We start from the raw sequence: 16,690 nt of genomic DNA on the forward strand, positions 1-16,690 counted from the left end.
AATAACAATCATCAAACCTACGGCAGCCCACGCGTATTTCATGCATTAAAGCGTGAAGGTATTACAACGAGTGAGAAGCGTGTTGCACGGTTGATGCGAGAAAATGGCTTACGCGCTAGAGCGCTCAAGACTTATAGCAGGCCAGCTAAGGTGAAGTTCTTTTATAAAGCGATCAAAAACAATCGTAAAAACATAAGTAAGCCTGATGCTATCAATCAGCAATGGTCGGGAGATATTACGTACCTGAAAGTAGGAGTGCGATGGTATTACTTAGCCGTTGTATTAGATTTATTTTCACGTCGTATCATTGGTTGGGCTTTTGGTCAGAACAAATCAACAGCGCTGACACTGAAAGCGCTGCAGCTAGCAATAAAGAAGCGTAAACCGACACAACCCTTGTTATTTCATACTGACAGAGGCGCTGAATATCGAGCACATGTAGTGCAGCAGTTCTTAGTTAAACATAACATTACGGCGAGTATGAACCGTCCAGGTTGTTGTACTGATAATGCTGAAGTTGAATCATTTTTTCATTCATTAAAAGCTGATTTAATCAGAGGGAATGTCTTCGCGACTACTGATAAATTACATTCAAAATTAAAAGGTTACATGAACTATTTTTACAATAGACAACGATTGCATTCAAGTTTAGGATATAAAACACCTGCTGAGTTTGAATTGGCGGTGAATTAAAGTGGATGGTGTCCACTTTATCGGGGGAAGATCACTAAAAACAGTTTGATCGGTTTCGCTTCGCTACACATTTTAGCAAACTAATTTTTAGCCCCTTAACGTGGGCGTTAGAGCTATAGATCAATTTCTGGAGATGTAATGGATAATAGAGATGAGTTAATACGTTTTACTAAAAAGGGGATCGGTTTTCCATTTGCTGGATTAATCGTAATGTGCATTTGCGCTTTAGTCATTAATTTTCTCCCACAAAGGCAGGCTTTGATAATGGTTATCTTTGCTACTGGTAGTACATTTCCAATAGCTTTCTTTATATCAAAAATATTCAAAGTTAATCCATTTGCTAAATTTCCGCCATTATCAAACTTGGCCACAGTTTTAGCCTGTGCTCAATTTTTATATTGGCCAGTGCTTATCTTAGTACTTCAATTAATTCCCAATTGGTTTCCATTCGTTTTAGCGATTCTTTTTGGCTCTCATTTCATTCCTTTTGGATGGCTTTATAAAAGTAAAGCTTATTACTTTTTAGGTTTTGCTATGCCTGCTGTAGGATGTGTAATGGCTTTTGGAGGGAGCGAGTTTTCTTATACATATACTTTTTTAGCTCTTATCCCTCTGTATTTACTTACGTGTTTACTTCTTCTTAAAGAGAATTCAACAGTCAAATATGCAGTAATATAGCCCTAACAAGGCGTTCAAACGGACAAAAAACAGTTGGCTGTTTCACTCCGTTCACAATTTTAGCCAACAATTTTTTGCCGCTTAACGTGGCGTTATCGATACAAAATCTAATCTAAAGTGCTGTTCGACGCTAATAACCTAACGACCGCTTTGTGGCAAAAGTTAGCATTCCAAGTGGAGCTAGAAATGTTAGTTTTTAGCGTTCAGAATCAGTTTTCCAAATACCGCCCTGTACATTTAAATTGTTTTTATTGTGGTTTGCTGTCCACTCTATATTGAATTTTTCTTTTTCTTCTTTTCTATAACTTACGCATTTTGCAAATTGTGACATTTCTTTAGGGGCCATACATACTTGTGGTGTTTTGAAATGACTTAACCATGCTTCTAGCTTTTCACCTCTAAATTGATTCTTTCTTGGTTTTTGCTTCTTTAGAGAGTTTTTTGAGTAATTGAAGTTAGTGTATTTGGTTTTTGTTCTATAGCTTTTAATATCTGGGTATTTGATATGGCTATTTTGTATATTTGTTTTTTTTGAGGTTTTATAGTTAGTTTTTGTTTTATTACTTTTTGATTTCTTATTCTTACCCTTTCGGCAATTTTGATATTCTTTATGTTTATTACGTTCTTTATCTCTTAAATACTCAGTACTTTTATGCCTTAATTGAGATTGGACATTCTTAAGCGCATTCCATTCCCGTTCACATTTTGATTTTGCAAAGGTTTGATTTGAAACTATTAATAAGCCGATTGTTATTAATATTTTTAGCATTTTATATATCCTTATTGCTATTTTTACTTGAAAGCTGAATTTTGTAATCTCTTGTAATGTAAATGTATTGTAAATTATTTTATTATTCGCGCAAATTTCGTTTAATTTAAGTTTAAGGGATAAATATGGAAATAAAAAGCGGACAGTTAGCGACCCAATATCAACATAACCTCAAAACAGAGCCAAAGCCAGAACAGGATAGCTCAGCACATTCTGTTGTTAGTTCTTCTGATACTTTGAGTATTTCGCCAGAGGCTCAAGTCCTTTTTAGTGAGGGTGGAGGGCATCCAGATAGACCAAAGAAAGAAAATTAATGATTCCTTTAGAGTTTGCGCATTTTATAGCTAAATTTTATATTTGCGCTTATCTCGTTTGTTTTATTTTATCATTCTTGAATAAAGAAAATAATAAATCAAATTTAATTGTTGTTGCTTTGGCTTTAGTATTTTGTATTTTTAATCAGTATTTAAAATCATCACTTGGTTTTTATTTCTTCTACTTAGCTGGTGCGGCTGGTTGTATACTTTGTGTTTTTCTTTCTTTAATAATCCATTTGGCTTTAAAAATTAAGCACGAGAAATCAACATTATTTGTTTATGGCTTTTATTTTTTAATTGCTATTAGTTATTTAGTAATTCATAGAGTTAGGGTTGTTATTTATGACACGGATGAATCGATTATGTGGTTAATCAATTTGCAATCTGTGTTTACTTTAACTTTATACTTTTTAAGCATTTGTGTATTTGCTTACGGAACGAAAATAACATGGAATTCATACTTTGGGCGCTTATCTTCATAGTGTTTTTTGCAGTTTTTAAGGCTTTAAGGTTTGAAAAAACCAGTAGTGTCTATCATGAAAAAGAGCTGATTAAACGCTATTTTGAGATTAAAAATATTCATTCTGATTATAGAATCAAATACCTTAGAGATTGGGAGGCACAAGCAAAATTGACAGTTGATAAAAGTGAAATACAGTCAGTTGATAATGTGATTGATTTAGGGACTTTTAAGGTTATTAAATAGCTTTTCTTACTTTTTTACTCATATTTATATCGCAATTTTCTACAATCTCAGACGTTATTATATTGGCCATTGTTGATATTTTGACGTCTTTGCTTAATACGATCATATCAGTTTGCATCATCGCAAAAATCCCCTCGGTTATAGACGTTTTTAACTCGTTTATATCAATTGAATTACTTTCTTCTCCAAATAATAAATAATCCATAGAAACGCCAAATTTTTCACATGTCATTGCACATGCTTCAAACGGTATTCCTTCACGTTTTCTGGTTGTTGTTGCCCAGTTATCTTTATAACCATACATATTTGAAAGTTCTTTTAGTGTTTTAGCATTATTTTCTTTCATTAATCGAAAAAAAATATCTTTAGAAATCATAGTCATAATTAAAACCATCTAAAAAAGTAACTCACAGGCATTGAAAGTCACTGTGAGTGAGTTTATCATCTCGTCAGTTACACCAAGTAACAAGGATTGACACTAAAGGCGAGATATTATGTTAACAGGCAATATTACACTCACAGACAGCCAATTTGAATCACTAAAAACTGATTTAATCCTTTTAAGCTTGCCTTTCGTTAGTGTAGCCGACTATTCCCGCATTAAGGGCGAAACAGAAGTAAGCGTTCGCCAACAAATCCACAAGGGTTTATTACCAATAAAATCAAAATTAAAAGCTCGTGAAAAAACTTTCATCAATCTAGAAGCTATCCGCCAAGAAGCACAGGCAGCGGCTTAATCATGAATAATCCTAACGTCTATTTTCAAAGGGAAGACTGGGGCGATGTTGCTATACAGCACAACGGCCAAGTGCATCACTTTTGTAATTTAGTCTCGTTAATTGGATTTCTTCAAACGGTATACGGTCACGAATTCAACTTAATTGAAGTTGATGAAAATAACTATCACGAACTACAACGACAAGGGGCTTTTGATGAAAACTAAACCAACAACAATCCCTTGTTTAGTTGATGCGCTATCACTTACTTGGTCACCCAAAGAATTATTAAACATTAAGCAGATGGCAAAGATTGGCGCGTGTATCAAAAGCGAATTAATCGTTAAGGCAAAAGATGCTGCCTTAAACCGTGAATTGGCAAAGCTTGAGAACACAAAAAACAAAGAACTGTTAGGCACTAACGCCTTTAACGCACATGAATATGAAGCCATTTTGAGTCGTTACAAAGAATCCTGTAGCACCATTACGCGTGAATATAACAATCGTAGACATAAAGATTTACCGCTTAAATCACTCGCGCTTTCAGACAACGAAGTTTCTGCACGTTATGAATTACGTGACATGTTAAAAGGCGAATTAGAAGTCGATACCGGCATTAAATATGGTGACCGATTAAACAACTTATTAGACAACATTGGTGTCGATTTACTTGATGTTCTTTGTTGCGGCGAAGTAGAACGCTTTGTTTGTCGTTTGAATAATGTCTTCACTCAGGAAACCTTTATTTGGACTGTTAAGAATAATCCAACAGGACGTTTTAATTATTCTTATTCAGCGACTTTGTACGCTGATGGCGAACAAGCGGGTGTTATTTGTTGGGGTGGTAAAAACCTTGGTTGTTACGTGTCGTTCATGGGAACAGGTTGTAACGCTTTGGATATGAAACGCCTTTATGACGAAATCAAAAACATACCCGCTTTGAAAATTACGCGTATTGATTTAGCGCATGACGATTACGCAGGGAAGCACTCTATTAAGCGCGCATTGACTAAAGCCAAGAAAGGCCAGTTTAACTCTGGCGGCCGCCCTGCTTGTTATATGTATGTTGAGTCTGGGCATTTAACCGAAAAAATGCTGAAAGAGAATTTTAAAGACTTAAAAGAAATCAGTAACGAGTCCACTAAATCAACCGCTAAGAAAACCTTTGGTTTCATTCCAAGTAAAGGGAAAACGCTTTATATCGGCTCACGTGAATCGGGCAAGCTCTTACGCATTTATGAAAAAGGTAAACAGCTTGGTGATATGAAATCAAAGTGGGTACGTTGGGAAGTTGAATTACATTCTAGCCAACGAGTTATACCACTGGATGCCATGGTAAAGCCGAGTGAATACCTTGCGGCCACTTACCCAGCACTCAATTTTTTAAGTGTTGAGCAATGCAAAATCAAAACATTGGTTAAACAAGCCACCATGACGATTGAAAAAATTGTTGAAAACCAAGTTATCAGCACTCGCAAAGCCATCAACATGATGCGCGTCATTTGTGGGTTATCAGATAGTGAAATTGTAGAGAAATTTGTAAAAGACATTGAAGAGCCCGACTGTCGTTCGTCAATGCCTAAACGGTTGAAAGCCTCTGTTATTGAAGAGTGGGTTTTACAACAACAAGCACAAACGGCAGCAGCTTAAACACTTAATTATTTTGGAGAGATAAACATGAGTATTCAAACAGGTATTTTTTTACGTGGTCTTTTAGTGGGTACGAAGTTAACTAAAAACCGTTATATCGATAAAGGCGGTGTAGCTCAAGAGAACAGCTATACCGAAATTGGTATCGAAGTCTCTTTTGTTAATGGCTTTGACCAAGAACAAAAGATGATTAGAACCGCGCGCATCAGCGCTGAAAAAGAAAAAGATGCGCTCTTCATTAAGACGCTCTCAGAAAGTCACGGTGCTTTGGTTGAATTACCTGTGAACGTGGGTGATTACCGCAATGTTTACGTTGATTCAAAAGCAGTACTGCTTGTGATTGAACCCGCTCAACAACAAAAGGCTGGTTAATTAATTATGTCGGTTTGTGCAGCTAATGACGGTACAGGTTACTTAAAAATAGTTGCAGAAACTGACTGTACAGAATTTGTTTTGGTGAGTCAGTCTGAATTCGTTGAATTACAAAGTGGCTCACTACAACAAATGAATGAAACGCTACATCTGCTTTTTGCTTTTGATGTAGAAGTGTTCGCAATCGTTGAATTAGCGCTAATTATGGCTTTTTTAACATCACATTTCGGTGGGCGTGTTGCCCGCTGGTTAGGTAAATAAAATAAGGTTTATAACATGAACAAATTAGTTAGTTTTTTAAAAACAAAAAAAGTTAAAACTGTAGCTGCTGTTTCTGCAATTGCTGGCTCTTCTGCTGCTGTTCAAGCGGCTGATTATACGGCTCAAATTGGTACGGCAGTGACTGAAGGTAGTGGCAATGTAACCGCTGTTATTGCGGGTGTTATTGGTGTAGCAATCCTTGGTTTTGGTGTTGGTAAAATGCTTGGTTGGTTCGGTCGTTAAGCGATGGTCACAACCATTTTATTAGCTTGTTGCCTTTATTACTGCTGTATCGAGGGATTTACAAGCGGAATTAGGGCTTCTTAGGAAGCTCTTTTTTTTACCTAAAATTTAGGTCTTATTATGTTGCGTTATATTGTTCTACTTTTTATGTTTTTTAGTTTTTATTCAGATGCAGGGCAATATAGGCTTAGTCAAAATGCGTCTTTTAGTTCGATGATTTTAGTCCCTGCAGGAACTCTTTGTGGCTCTAATATAGAGGAATGTCTTGGCGCTCTTCCTGCAACTGTTAATAGCAGTGTTACGGGTGGTAATGATTTTAATAAAAGCAATCAATCAGGTGTTTCTGTTTCTGGTAATGTTTCTACTGTTACGGTTTATTATCGAAAATATAATAATTATGCTGCTGTTGTTAGTGTTGTTTTTAGAGCGAGTTTTGTTGATGACGGACTTATTTGCTCTGATAGAGAAGAGTGTTTCTTTTATGCGAATAACATCTGTCAGGGTGAATCTAAGTTATTAACTGATTTTCAATATATCGGTACTCCACAGGCTGATAATTTTACTCATAGTTGCTCTGATACGCCCAAAGAACCAGCTGAGCAATGCAGGGATAAAATTATACAGCAGTGTGCTAATAATCTTGATATGGCTTCCTCTAATTATACTGATAATGGTGACGGTACAACGTCTTGTACTGGGACGTGTAATGATGGAACTCCTGCACAAGAACAATGTATTCCAAGCTTAGCTAATAATTATTGTGATGTTAAAGACGCTCCTAGTGATTTAGATTTTGGCTCTGGTGGCTCTGGCTCTGATGTTGGCTCTCCAAGTAATACGACTACTGACCCTGATACAGAAAATGATATTGATTATGAGCCTGACGGCTCTTCTTCTGATTCTTCTTCAAGTATGTCCTCTTTGCAGGGTGATAAATTAATAAATGAAGTTGTTAAATCTCGCAATGATAATACTGAAAATTTAGCGTCTACCACTGATACTACTAATCGCACAATTGTTGAAAAAACTGATGATATTCAAAGAACGATTAGCGAATCTGCGAACGGCATTATTGATGCTGTTAATAATGCTTCTCCTTTTTATGATGGCAATATTGTAGATGCAATTAATGGTATTGGTTCTAGTGATTTTGATGATTCAGGTATTGTTGATGCGGTTAATGGTTTGGGTACTGGTATTGATGGTTTGGGTGATAAAATTGATGGTTTGGGTGATGAACTGGGTGGTACTTATCAATCAGATTTTGGTGTCGCTGAATTTTCTGCTTATGACACTATGTTTATCGGTGATGAAACATTAACTGGTCTTACTGATGGCCTTAAAGCTTCTATCGGTGTTGAGAATAGATTGTTTGTTAATGAGGTAAAAGCAAAGTTTAATTTTTCTGCGGGTTCTGGTGCTGGCTATCAGGCTAATAATCTTGATTTAGGTAAATGGGGTTCTCATGATGTTTCATTGGCTCGTTTTTCTGAGTATTTTGGCGGTGTTGGCAATGTTGTTTATTTTCTTGCTGCCCTTAGTGCGTTGACGATTGTACTTGGAGGGATTAAATCATGAAATTATTGATTTTTGTTTTATTAGCTTGTTTTTCCTTTGATGTTTTTGCTGCTCCTCAAACGGGTGTTACTGGTTTTTTTGATACTGCCACAATCTTTTTCATGAGTATTTATGAGTTTTTTACTGTCATTATTCCTACTGCAATAGGTGATTTTTTTGTTTGGCTAACGAGTTATTTACTTTATTTAAAGTTTTATCTTATGTATGAAACGTTGGTTTTTGCTCATGAGGTCGCCTTATCTTTTATTCAAATGATTAACATTAATGAGGTTGTTAATACGGCAATTTCTAATCTTCCGCCTGATTTACGACAAGCGGCTTCAGATATGCGTTTTTTTGATGCGCTTAGCTTACTTATTGAGGCGCTTATTACCCGCCTTGTTTATCAGATGAGTTTTTAATGATTAGATTTATATATTTGTCTGCGCGTTTATCTTTTTTGATTGTTCTTTCATTTGTCGTTTTGTTTTATATGCAAAGAGGTTAAGTCATGGCTACTAAAGTTTTTCATGGTCCCCCTGGTTCTTACAAATCATCGACGGCCATGTGGTTTGAAATTGTTCCTGCTTTACGTCTTGGTCGTGTAGTTGTGACTAATTTGCAGGGCATCAAAACGCTTGAGGAGATACAGCGCGAGTTAAAAGAGGTTTTTCCTAGTACGGCTAGATTGTTACGAATAAGTATTGGTAATGATACGGGTATGTTGTTGATGCGGAATTTTTTTCATTGGTTGCCGATTGGCTCGCTTATTTTTCTTGATGAAATACAAGATATTTACCCAAATGATAAGTCTTTTAAGGCTTCTGATTATGACTATAAGACTGAGGGCGCTTTTGATGATTTATTGCCTCAAGAGTTTTCGGAAATTTATCATGAAGAACAACGCAAAATTAAGTCCAATGTAAACATTGAAGATTATCAGGATGATATTGGTGAATCTCTTTTTGATGAACGAAATTACTTACGATATCCAAGAACGCTACGTGAATGCTTTATGCGTCATCGGCATTACAACTGGGATATCTTATTGGCCACGCCTGACATTAAAGAAATATCATCGTTTATCCGTTCTGTTTGTGAGGTGGCTTATGCCCACTCGTCAAAAGATGCGATCCCAATTCCCTATTATAAAAGACGTCCTAGAATTCTAGAACATTTACCCAAAACTAACGGAATTTCTGTTGGTAAAAACGATATTGTCACGTTCAAAAAGGTGCCGCTCGATGTTTTCAAACTTTATAAGTCCACAGCAACAGGAAAATCTACTAAGTCGGGCGCTGGTCAGTCGCCTATTACTCCTAGTGTTATTGTTGGCTTCGCCTTTGTGGTTGCCTATCTTGTGTATATGGTTTTCTTTTTCTTCGACGATGAAAGCATTGAAGTTGATGAACCGTTGGCGAATAGTTTACCTAATGCGATTTCACAAAGTCCGAAAGCTTCAGCGGCTGCTGCTCAAGTTGCTAATGTTTCCGTTCGTCCTACTCAAAAAAGTGATGGGGAGATTAATCCTTTTTCTTTTCGTCGTGCTAGCGTTTCGACTGTTACTGCGCCTAATAATTTTGTAGCGCTGCCGTTCGGTGCGACCAAGATGTATATCAATGCGGTTAATACGGTTTATTTTAATAAGCATCGTGTTACTCGTGATTATGTCTTCACTGCTTATATTAATGATGAAGTGTTAAATGTTGGCTCTGAATCGTTAATAGCGATGGGTTATAAGATTTTCTTTAGCTCAGACTGTTTAGTTGAATTAAGGTCAAATAATCACAGTAACTATGTGTATTGTGAGCCAACTAAACCGAGTGAGCCATTTCAAGAAGTCAGGGGTAATAGCCCTGTTGAGTTGTCATTACTTTAGTTGATTCATTTATCGTTACACGTAACATAAACCTTTACTTGGTGTTACGCGTAACATATAATTATCTTACTAACTAAGAGGGATGATATGAACAACATCAAAGAGCTACAAGAAATATTAAACATAGTTCATTTAGCAGATAAATCGCTATTAAATGGTATGCCTTTGTATCAAATTAAGTCTTTGTTTGATGATTTGAACCTTAATGGCTTTATTGATTTTGATACGGTTCATGGTGAGCTGATACAGCTTGTTCTTGATGCTAAGAGAAAAGATGTTGCATCAGTTAATATCATTCGTGCGCGTTCTACGCTTGAAAATACTATTAAGTCACTTGAAGTTGAACAGGTAGAATTTACTGAAGCGCAAAAGAAAGACGATGATTTATCAATTGAGAGCACTTGTGATACTATTATCGTTTCGCGTAACACTAAAGAGATTCAATTGCAGCTTAATGACATACCTAAAAAAATTGGTCGCCCTAAATTGGCTAATGCTTTAACAGGGGCACAAAGAGCTAAAAAGGCTAGGGATAAAAAGAAAGCGAGTAAGTTAGTGACGGTTAATACAACGCTTACACCGCAAGCCTCAGCGCTTTATAATCAGATGTTAGCTTCTGGTCATGATTTGAACCAAATTATTACTCACGCCTATAATCAAATGCCTATACCTAAAGAATAAACCTTATGCGAAGCATGAAGCGGAGCGTAACATAAAACGTAGTTTTATTAGAGATAGAGCAACTGGGGAAACCGTTGCTCGCGTTCTCCAGTTGTTCAACACATAAAAATCTTAATCCGCGTTCCTGCTAAACCTTCTTTTGAACTTTCTCTTTTCTTTTACTTAATGACTACTGCAATTATTTTAGGCCAATGAGCTTTCAATTGACGACCCTGAGCGATGATGACGAGGACGAGGGCGAAGCCTGAGCAACGAGGAAGAGGAATTGAGCGTTGGGAGGAAATGAAAGATTTTACTCCCGTTTAGTAATACGGGGGTAAAGTTTTTTCGGAGTGCCTCTGTAAGCGTTATATACCAAAGCCTACAGCGATTTGTCAGTTTTAGGTTTGTTCTTTTTTAGCGAAGCGTTAAGAAAAAAACAAACTGCACTAAACGAGCGCAGCGATTCATTTAATATTTAGTCACTTCATTACTTCTTCGCGTAGCGAGTGCGCTAGCTCTCATTATGTATTACGGGGGTAGATACCACCAAAATACGGCTTCACACAATTCCTTTACTTTTAGTCGTTGTAGTTATTTTAACTTTTGCATTTTTATGAATAAGTTTCTAAAGAACGATCTAGGAGTTTACTACGTAGTTAAGAACTAACTTACAATGTAGTTGAGAACTAATGCACTATGTAGTTACGAACTAGCTAACAATGTAGTTGAGAACTAATACACTATGTAGTTACGAACTAACTTACAATGTAGTTGAGAACTAATACACTATGTAGTTACGAACTAGCTAACAATGTAGTTAGGAACTAATACACTATGTAGTTAGGAACTAACTTACAATGTAGTTAGGAACTAACTTACAATGTAGTTACGAACTAACTTACAATGTAGTTGAGAACTAATACACTATGTAGTTACGAACTAACTTACAATGTAGTTGAGAACTAATACACTATGTAGTTACGAACTAACTTACAATGTAGTTAGGAACTAATACACTATGTAGTTAGGAACTAATACACTATGTAGTTAGGAACTAGCTTACAATGTAGTTAGAAACTAATACACTATGTAGTTACTAACTAACAATGTAGTTAGGAACTAATGCACTATGTAGTTACTAGCTAACAATGTAGTTAGGAACTAATACACTATGTAGTTACTAACTAACAATGTAGTTAGGAATTAATACACTATGTAGTTACTAGCTAACAATGTAGTTAGAAACTAATACACTATGTAGTTACTAGCTAACAATGTAGTTAGAAACTAATACACTATGTAGTTACTAGCTAACAATGTAGTTAGAAACTAATACACTATGTAGTTACTAACTACTCAAACCTAATCATAAGGTAAAGTAAAGTATGGATGCATCATTTAAAGACTTCAATCTTAGACTAGTCAGTCCAATTTTTGATTCTTCATTGACTGATACTTTAATGGAATTAAATCATCTCAGGCGTATGAACCTTAGCGGTACAACCGCTCCTTGGATGTTTTTCCAGCTTAAAAATATTTTTCACATCCTTGAAAGTGTCGGCTCGGCAAGAATTGAGGGTAATCGCACAACTATTTCTGAGTATATTGAACAAAAAATCGAAAACAAGCCCAAAAATACAGAAAGCTTTTCAGAAATAGCAAATGTTGAAAAGGCTATGGATTACATTGAAAAAAGTATTTCTAAGGGCACAGAAATTACGCATACTTTTATTAGGGAATTGCATCATTTAGCTGTTGATGGGCTAACGGAAGAAGGCGATAAAACTCCTGGAGCTTATCGTACATGGAATGTACAAATATCTAAGGCTGAACACATCCCTCCTGAAGCTTATCGTGTCCAAGGATATATGGATGAACTTGTTGGTTTTATCAATAATGCAGACCCTGATAGACATGAATTACTTAAAACAGCCATCGCACATCACAGGTTTACATGGATTCATCCTTTTGGTAACGGAAATGGCCGTGTAGTGCGATTGTTAACCTATGCAATGCTTATTAAGTATGGCTTTAATGTTCAAGAAGGTAAGTTGCTAAATCCTACAGCTGTATTTTGTAACGATAGGAATTTATACTACGAACGATTATCTGAAGCAGATAAAGGTGATGACACATCTTTATTAAATTGGTGTGAATATGTATTAAAGGGAATTGTTGATGAGATATCTAAAGTTAATAAATTATTAGATTTTGGTTATCTTCATAAAAAAATACTACACCCTACAATACAATTATCAGTTGAACGAGGATACTTAAATAAGCTTGAGGCTGATGTTTTGCTAGAAGGGATCAAGCTTCAAAAATTCAATGCTAATGAGCTTGAATCTGCTTTTAAAGACCTGACATCAAGACAGAAAACCCATCAACTTTCAAAAATGAAAGAAGCTGGATTAATAAAACCCTTTACTGAAAATGGAAGGACTTATCATGTTAATTTTGTTAACAACTCTCTAATGCGTTGTTTGATAAAAATATTAGAACAAGAAGACTTTATTCCCTCAATAGATTAGTCAAAAACATTCAATTTTTGAATTTATCATGCTGCTTATGAAGGAAAAATTGAATATAGACTTGCCATAATATCTTCAAATTTCTGTGTCCTGTTACTTGGGCTACTTCTTCTATGCTGTAGCCTTTATCAAATAACCTAGATCCGCTTTTCCTCCTTAAATAATGATATCTGAGGTCAAGTTACCCCTAAAGCCGTTCTTACACCCTGAAAACCAGCAGTTACTGATGTAGAATTAAAAAGAAGGTTTTATCAGTTTTTCTAATTCATTGTCAGTAGGTCTGCGTGTTCTCTTTTGGCTTTTACCGACAAGCTTCATATCAATTAATACAGGTACATCATCTTCAAGTATTTTTCCATTTACTGATACATAAAAAGTAGGGAGTGCTGTTTTCATTACACTTCATAAGTATGCAATATCATGATACACAGTTACGCCACGAGCTCCTGCCGCACTACGAATTTTACAATGCTTATTAAGTCGCTGCTGATAAAACTGAGATAATAGGATAATCACGTATCATTGCTATCAGATATCGTTAAGTTCTAATCTCCTAGTCTCTTTTGCACTTCCGTACTTGTGAGCGGATGCGAGTGCACTTTTTAGTTAGATATGTTTTTAGCGTTATTTATTAAATAGGGGGTATTTTACGGGTATTTTTTGCTTTAATCTTTTAGGTACTTCAACCAAGACCTTTGATATAAAGGCCTGCACGGCATATCACAGGCAATAAAAAAGGATGCCGAAGCATCCTTTATATCAAAAATAATTAAAGATTAATTATTTTCTATTTTCTAGCTGCATCTTTAGCAATTTTAGCTGCTTTAACTTCAGCAATTACTGTTTCAGCTACGTTATTAGGACAAGGCATATAGTGAGAGAATTCCATAGAGAATTGACCACGACCTGATGTCATTGTACGTAGAGATCCGATGTAACCGAACATTTCTGAAAGAGGGATGTCAGCTTTAATACGAACGCCAGAAACACCTGCTTCTTGACCTGCGATCATGCCACGACGACGGTTTAAATCACCAATAACATCACCAACGTGATCATCAGGCGTAAACACATCAACTTTCATGATAGGTTCGATTAACTGTGCGCCAGCTTTTGGAATTGATTGACGGAAAGCGCCACGAGCAGCTAATTCAAATGCAACAGCAGATGAATCGACAGCATGGAAGCCACCATCGTATAATTCAATTTCAACGTCAAGTACAGGGAAACCAGCAAGAACACCGTTATCCATCATGCCTTTGAAGCCTTTCTCGATTGCCGGGAAGAATTCTTTAGGAACGTTACCACCAACAACAACAGAGCTGAATACGAAACCAGAACCAGGTTCGCCGGGCTTGATACGGTAATCAATTTTACCGAACTGACCAGAACCACCAGATTGTTTCTTATGTGTGTAAGAATCTTCAATTGCTGTTGTGATTGTTTCACGGTAGGCAACTTGTGGCTTACCAACTTCTAATTCAACGCCGTAAGTACGTTTTAGAATATCTACTTTGATGTCTAAGTGAAGCTCACCCATACCAGATAAAATTGTTTCACCTGAATCGATATCAGTTTCAACTTTAAAAGTAGGATCTTCTGCAACCATTTTACCGATAGCAAGACCCATTTTCTCAGTTGAACCTTTATCTTTTGGTGTTACAGAGATAGAGATTACCGGCTTAGGGAATACCATCGCTTCTAGAATGATAGGGTGCTTAGGATCACATAATGTGTGACCTGTTTGAACGTTACTTTTCATACCAACGATTGCGATGATATCACCCGCTTGTGCTGAGGTAAGTTCGTTACGGTCATCCGCTTGCATTTCACACATACGGCCAACACGCTCAGTTTTACCTGTAGCAGCATTAAGAATGGTATCGCCTTTCTTCAACGTACCTGAATAGATACGTACGAAAGTTAAGGTACCAAAACGGTCATCAGTGATTTTGAATGCTAACGCTTTGAATGTTTCTTCTGCAGAAACAATTGCGTATTCACCATTAGGCTCTCCTTCTTCATCAGTAAGTGGTTGTGGATCAACATCTGTAGGTGAAGGCAAGTAATCAACAACAGCATCAAGGATTAATTGAATACCTTTGTTTTTAAATGCAGATGCACCGTAAGTTGGGAAGAAAGTCATGTCACGAGTACCAGCACGGATACACGCTTTGATTTGCTCTATAGTAGGAACCATTTCCCCTTCTAAGAACTCCATCAACATGTCTTCATCAACTTCTAAAGCTGTTTCAATTAACTTTACGCGGTACTCAGCAGCTTGTTCTACCATATCAGCTGGAATATCTGTGATTTCGTAGTTTTCTGGAAGACCTGTGTCATCCCAGATGTAAGCTTTTTCAGAAAGTAGGTCAACAACACCAACGAACTCATCTTCAGTACCAATTGGCAAAGTCATAATAAGTGGGTTAGCACCTAAAACATCTTTAACTTGCTTACAAACACGGTAGAAATCAGCACCTAAACGGTCAAGTTTGTTAACCATGATGATACGAGCAACTTCTGAGTCGTTCGCGTAACGCCAGTTAGTTTCTGATTGTGGTTCAACACCACCAGAACCACAGAATACACCAACACCACCATCAAGTACTTTAAGTGAACGGTAAACTTCTACAGTGAAATCAACGTGACCAGGAGTATCGATAACGTTGAAACGGTGATCGTTCCAAAAACAGCTTACCGCAGCAGACTGGATGGTAATACCGCGCTCAGCTTCTTGTTCCATGAAGTCAGTCGTAGACTCACCGTCATGTACTTCACCAGTTTTATGGATCTGGCCGGTTAGTTTAAGGATACGTTCAGTTGTTGTGGTTTTACCCGCATCAACGTGAGCGAATATACCAATGTTTCTGTATTTGGATAAATCTGCCATTACTTTACTCTACTTAGTTTAAGGTCTATCCCACTTTATCTTCTATATATAAGAAAGAATGAAAGCAGAATTGTTGAAAATTTGCGCGCGAGTATACCATTAACAAAAACAAATCCATAGAAAATTGATAAATAATTATTAATTCGGTTCGGTTTATTAGTCTAAAATTGAGCTTCTGCTTATATATAGCAAAAGAATAGTTTAAAAAGTTTTTCTCAGTAAATCTCAATATCAGGAAGAAATGAAAATTCTATCCAATTGTGGCCGGCAGAAATTTATTAAATGAACAGTAGTTCAACCATACATAAACACACCTACTATATAAGCCATGGCTGTTTATATAGTTGATTAATCAGATTGCACTTTTATCACTAATATGGAATACGTGACAAAATTATCGAACTTATATCTCACACGACTTTGCTCATGTATACCCGTTACCAATAAATATGCATGTTTCAGAGTGATTGAGCAATTTCAATTCAAGGCGCTGTGATGAAATAATGGATATTCAGGAGAATTGCTCCTGCATTCTCAAATAACACCATCCATGTAGCGTCATTATAAATCACAGCAACGATGAAGTGATGTTGCTCAAACGCTTCTTCGATGGGTTTATAATAACTTTATACCGCGTTAAATAATCAAATAATAGAATGACTATGCTTAAAGTACTTGCCTTGCCTAAAATGATTTTAGTACCCACTGAAATTCTGCACTTTGAATGGTAACGGGTATATAAGTCCTTACTTAACGCTACTC

19 protein-coding genes and 2 pseudogenes are annotated in these 16,690 nt (G+C 36.3%); 16 read left to right on the forward strand and 5 right to left on the reverse strand.

Annotated features, from left to right (window positions below; genetic code table 11):
* Together CXF79_RS16025 and CXF79_RS16030 are read left to right on the forward strand one after the other, a co-directional pair.
* Positions 1 to 693: pseudogene (locus CXF79_RS16025) on the forward strand (IS3-like element ISCps9 family transposase); the annotation flags it as partial.
* 138 nt (positions 694 to 831) lie between these two features.
* Positions 832 to 1,371, forward strand: coding sequence for a DUF7010 family protein (locus CXF79_RS16030; protein WP_101156420.1), 540 nt, complete (start codon positions 832 to 834; stop codon positions 1,369 to 1,371).
* Between the two features lie 196 nt (positions 1,372 to 1,567).
* On the opposite strand, the gene CXF79_RS16035 is transcribed toward CXF79_RS16030, so the two are convergent.
* Entirely contained in the window at positions 1,568 to 2,140 is a 573-nt protein-coding gene (locus tag CXF79_RS16035) for a hypothetical protein (RefSeq protein ID WP_101156424.1), read from the reverse strand.
* A gap of 125 nt (positions 2,141 to 2,265) precedes the next feature.
* Here CXF79_RS16035 and CXF79_RS16040 point away from each other — a divergent pair, with 125 nt between their 5' ends.
* The 3 genes from CXF79_RS16040 to CXF79_RS16050 are packed head-to-tail and all read left to right on the forward strand — an operon-like array spanning position 2,266 to position 3,163.
* The gene (locus CXF79_RS16040; RefSeq protein ID WP_101156426.1) at positions 2,266 to 2,454 is read left to right on the forward strand and encodes a hypothetical protein; all 189 of its coding nucleotides are present in this window, start codon (positions 2,266 to 2,268) and stop codon (positions 2,452 to 2,454) included.
* Entirely contained in the window at positions 2,454 to 2,939 is a 486-nt protein-coding gene (locus CXF79_RS16045) for a hypothetical protein (protein ID WP_101156429.1), read from the forward strand. Before CXF79_RS16040 ends, CXF79_RS16045 begins: the two co-directional genes overlap by 1 nt.
* On the forward strand, positions 2,939 to 3,163 hold the full coding sequence (locus CXF79_RS16050) for a hypothetical protein (protein ID WP_101156432.1): 225 nt from the start codon (positions 2,939 to 2,941) through the stop codon (positions 3,161 to 3,163). The genes CXF79_RS16045 and CXF79_RS16050 overlap by 1 nt, the downstream gene beginning before the upstream one ends.
* Here CXF79_RS16050 and CXF79_RS16055 read toward each other — a convergent pair.
* Positions 3,156 to 3,545 (reverse strand): hypothetical protein, encoded by a 390-nt coding sequence (locus CXF79_RS16055; protein WP_101156434.1) that lies wholly within the window; start codon positions 3,543 to 3,545, stop codon positions 3,156 to 3,158. The two genes, CXF79_RS16050 and CXF79_RS16055, sit on opposite strands and share 8 nt — an antisense overlap.
* 112 nt (positions 3,546 to 3,657) lie before the next feature.
* Between CXF79_RS16055 and CXF79_RS16060 the strand changes: the two genes are divergently transcribed.
* The 11 genes from CXF79_RS16060 to CXF79_RS16110 all read left to right on the forward strand — a co-directional run bounded on the left by CXF79_RS16060 (position 3,658) and on the right by CXF79_RS16110 (position 13,035).
* Entirely contained in the window at positions 3,658 to 3,900 is a 243-nt protein-coding gene (locus CXF79_RS16060; RefSeq protein ID WP_101156436.1) for a hypothetical protein, read from the forward strand.
* Positions 3,901 to 3,902: 2 nt separating this feature from the next.
* On the forward strand, positions 3,903 to 4,106 hold the full coding sequence (locus CXF79_RS16065; protein ID WP_011041731.1) for a hypothetical protein: 204 nt from the start codon (positions 3,903 to 3,905) through the stop codon (positions 4,104 to 4,106).
* A complete protein-coding gene (locus CXF79_RS16070) occupies positions 4,096 to 5,529 on the forward strand; it encodes a replication initiation factor domain-containing protein (RefSeq protein WP_101156439.1) in 1,434 nt (477 codons plus the stop codon). The genes CXF79_RS16065 and CXF79_RS16070 overlap by 11 nt, the downstream gene beginning before the upstream one ends.
* Positions 5,530 to 5,556: 27 nt before the next feature.
* Complete coding sequence (locus CXF79_RS16075) at positions 5,557 to 5,901, forward strand: hypothetical protein (protein ID WP_101156441.1); 345 nt, start codon at positions 5,557 to 5,559, stop codon at positions 5,899 to 5,901.
* 6 nt (positions 5,902 to 5,907) lie between these two features.
* Entirely contained in the window at positions 5,908 to 6,162 is a 255-nt protein-coding gene (locus CXF79_RS16080; protein WP_011041226.1) for a hypothetical protein, read from the forward strand.
* A 15-nt stretch (positions 6,163 to 6,177) separates the two neighbouring features.
* A complete protein-coding gene (locus tag CXF79_RS16085) occupies positions 6,178 to 6,405 on the forward strand; it encodes a hypothetical protein (RefSeq protein ID WP_101154016.1) in 228 nt (75 codons plus the stop codon).
* A 120-nt stretch (positions 6,406 to 6,525) separates the two neighbouring features.
* The gene (locus CXF79_RS16090) at positions 6,526 to 7,983 is read left to right on the forward strand and encodes a hypothetical protein (protein WP_198560087.1); all 1,458 of its coding nucleotides are present in this window, start codon (positions 6,526 to 6,528) and stop codon (positions 7,981 to 7,983) included.
* Complete coding sequence (locus CXF79_RS16095; protein WP_101156444.1) at positions 7,980 to 8,384, forward strand: hypothetical protein; 405 nt, start codon at positions 7,980 to 7,982, stop codon at positions 8,382 to 8,384. Before CXF79_RS16090 ends, CXF79_RS16095 begins: the two co-directional genes overlap by 4 nt.
* An 89-nt stretch (positions 8,385 to 8,473) precedes the next feature.
* Positions 8,474 to 9,841 carry a zonular occludens toxin family protein gene (locus CXF79_RS16100; RefSeq protein WP_101156446.1) on the forward strand — a complete coding sequence of 456 codons (1,368 nt, stop codon included), beginning with the start codon at positions 8,474 to 8,476 and terminating at the stop codon, positions 9,839 to 9,841.
* An 87-nt stretch (positions 9,842 to 9,928) separates the two neighbouring features.
* The gene (locus CXF79_RS16105; RefSeq protein ID WP_101154019.1) at positions 9,929 to 10,522 is read left to right on the forward strand and encodes a hypothetical protein; all 594 of its coding nucleotides are present in this window, start codon (positions 9,929 to 9,931) and stop codon (positions 10,520 to 10,522) included.
* A gap of 1,367 nt (positions 10,523 to 11,889) precedes the next feature.
* Entirely contained in the window at positions 11,890 to 13,035 is a 1,146-nt protein-coding gene (locus tag CXF79_RS16110; protein WP_101156450.1) for a Fic family protein, read from the forward strand.
* 10 nt (positions 13,036 to 13,045) lie between these two features.
* Here the strand turns inward: CXF79_RS16110 and CXF79_RS23920 are convergent.
* From CXF79_RS23920 to fusA, 3 genes and pseudogenes are all read right to left on the reverse strand, one after another.
* Positions 13,046 to 13,274 (reverse strand): annotated as a pseudogene (locus CXF79_RS23920) (tyrosine-type recombinase/integrase); the annotation flags it as partial.
* Entirely contained in the window at positions 13,270 to 13,431 is a 162-nt protein-coding gene (locus CXF79_RS23535; protein WP_198560088.1) for a hypothetical protein, read from the reverse strand. The pseudogene CXF79_RS23920 and the gene CXF79_RS23535, both read right to left, overlap by 5 nt.
* A 391-nt stretch (positions 13,432 to 13,822) precedes the next feature.
* A complete protein-coding gene (gene fusA / locus CXF79_RS16120) occupies positions 13,823 to 15,928 on the reverse strand; it encodes an elongation factor G (protein ID WP_101156453.1) in 2,106 nt (701 codons plus the stop codon).
* Between the last annotated feature and the right edge of the window lie 762 nt (positions 15,929 to 16,690).

Origin of the sequence: Colwellia sp. Bg11-28 (assembly GCF_002836245.1) — a bacterium.
Taxonomy (GTDB): Bacteria; Pseudomonadota; Gammaproteobacteria; order Enterobacterales; family Alteromonadaceae; genus Colwellia; species Colwellia psychrerythraea_A.

Coding starts and splice junctions, on each gene's coding strand:
- CXF79_RS16030 (WP_101156420.1), top strand. CDS start 832: ATGGATAATAGAGATGAGTTAATACGTTTTACTAAAAAGGGGATCGGT.
- CXF79_RS16035 (WP_101156424.1), bottom strand. CDS start 2,140: ATGCTAAAAATATTAATAACAATCGGCTTATTAATAGTTTCAAATCAA.
- CXF79_RS16040 (WP_101156426.1), top strand. CDS start 2,266: ATGGAAATAAAAAGCGGACAGTTAGCGACCCAATATCAACATAACCTC.
- CXF79_RS16045 (WP_101156429.1), top strand. CDS start 2,454: ATGATTCCTTTAGAGTTTGCGCATTTTATAGCTAAATTTTATATTTGC.
- CXF79_RS16055 (WP_101156434.1), bottom strand. CDS start 3,545: ATGACTATGATTTCTAAAGATATTTTTTTTCGATTAATGAAAGAAAAT.
- CXF79_RS16060 (WP_101156436.1), top strand. CDS start 3,658: ATGTTAACAGGCAATATTACACTCACAGACAGCCAATTTGAATCACTA.
- CXF79_RS16065 (WP_011041731.1), top strand. CDS start 3,903: ATGAATAATCCTAACGTCTATTTTCAAAGGGAAGACTGGGGCGATGTT.
- CXF79_RS16070 (WP_101156439.1), top strand. CDS start 4,096: ATGAAAACTAAACCAACAACAATCCCTTGTTTAGTTGATGCGCTATCA.
- CXF79_RS16075 (WP_101156441.1), top strand. CDS start 5,557: ATGAGTATTCAAACAGGTATTTTTTTACGTGGTCTTTTAGTGGGTACG.
- CXF79_RS16080 (WP_011041226.1), top strand. CDS start 5,908: ATGTCGGTTTGTGCAGCTAATGACGGTACAGGTTACTTAAAAATAGTT.
- CXF79_RS16085 (WP_101154016.1), top strand. CDS start 6,178: ATGAACAAATTAGTTAGTTTTTTAAAAACAAAAAAAGTTAAAACTGTA.
- CXF79_RS16090 (WP_198560087.1), top strand. CDS start 6,526: ATGTTGCGTTATATTGTTCTACTTTTTATGTTTTTTAGTTTTTATTCA.
- CXF79_RS16095 (WP_101156444.1), top strand. CDS start 7,980: ATGAAATTATTGATTTTTGTTTTATTAGCTTGTTTTTCCTTTGATGTT.
- CXF79_RS16100 (WP_101156446.1), top strand. CDS start 8,474: ATGGCTACTAAAGTTTTTCATGGTCCCCCTGGTTCTTACAAATCATCG.
- CXF79_RS16105 (WP_101154019.1), top strand. CDS start 9,929: ATGAACAACATCAAAGAGCTACAAGAAATATTAAACATAGTTCATTTA.
- CXF79_RS16110 (WP_101156450.1), top strand. CDS start 11,890: ATGGATGCATCATTTAAAGACTTCAATCTTAGACTAGTCAGTCCAATT.
- CXF79_RS23535 (WP_198560088.1), bottom strand. CDS start 13,431: ATGAAAACAGCACTCCCTACTTTTTATGTATCAGTAAATGGAAAAATA.
- fusA (WP_101156453.1), bottom strand. CDS start 15,928: ATGGCAGATTTATCCAAATACAGAAACATTGGTATATTCGCTCACGTT.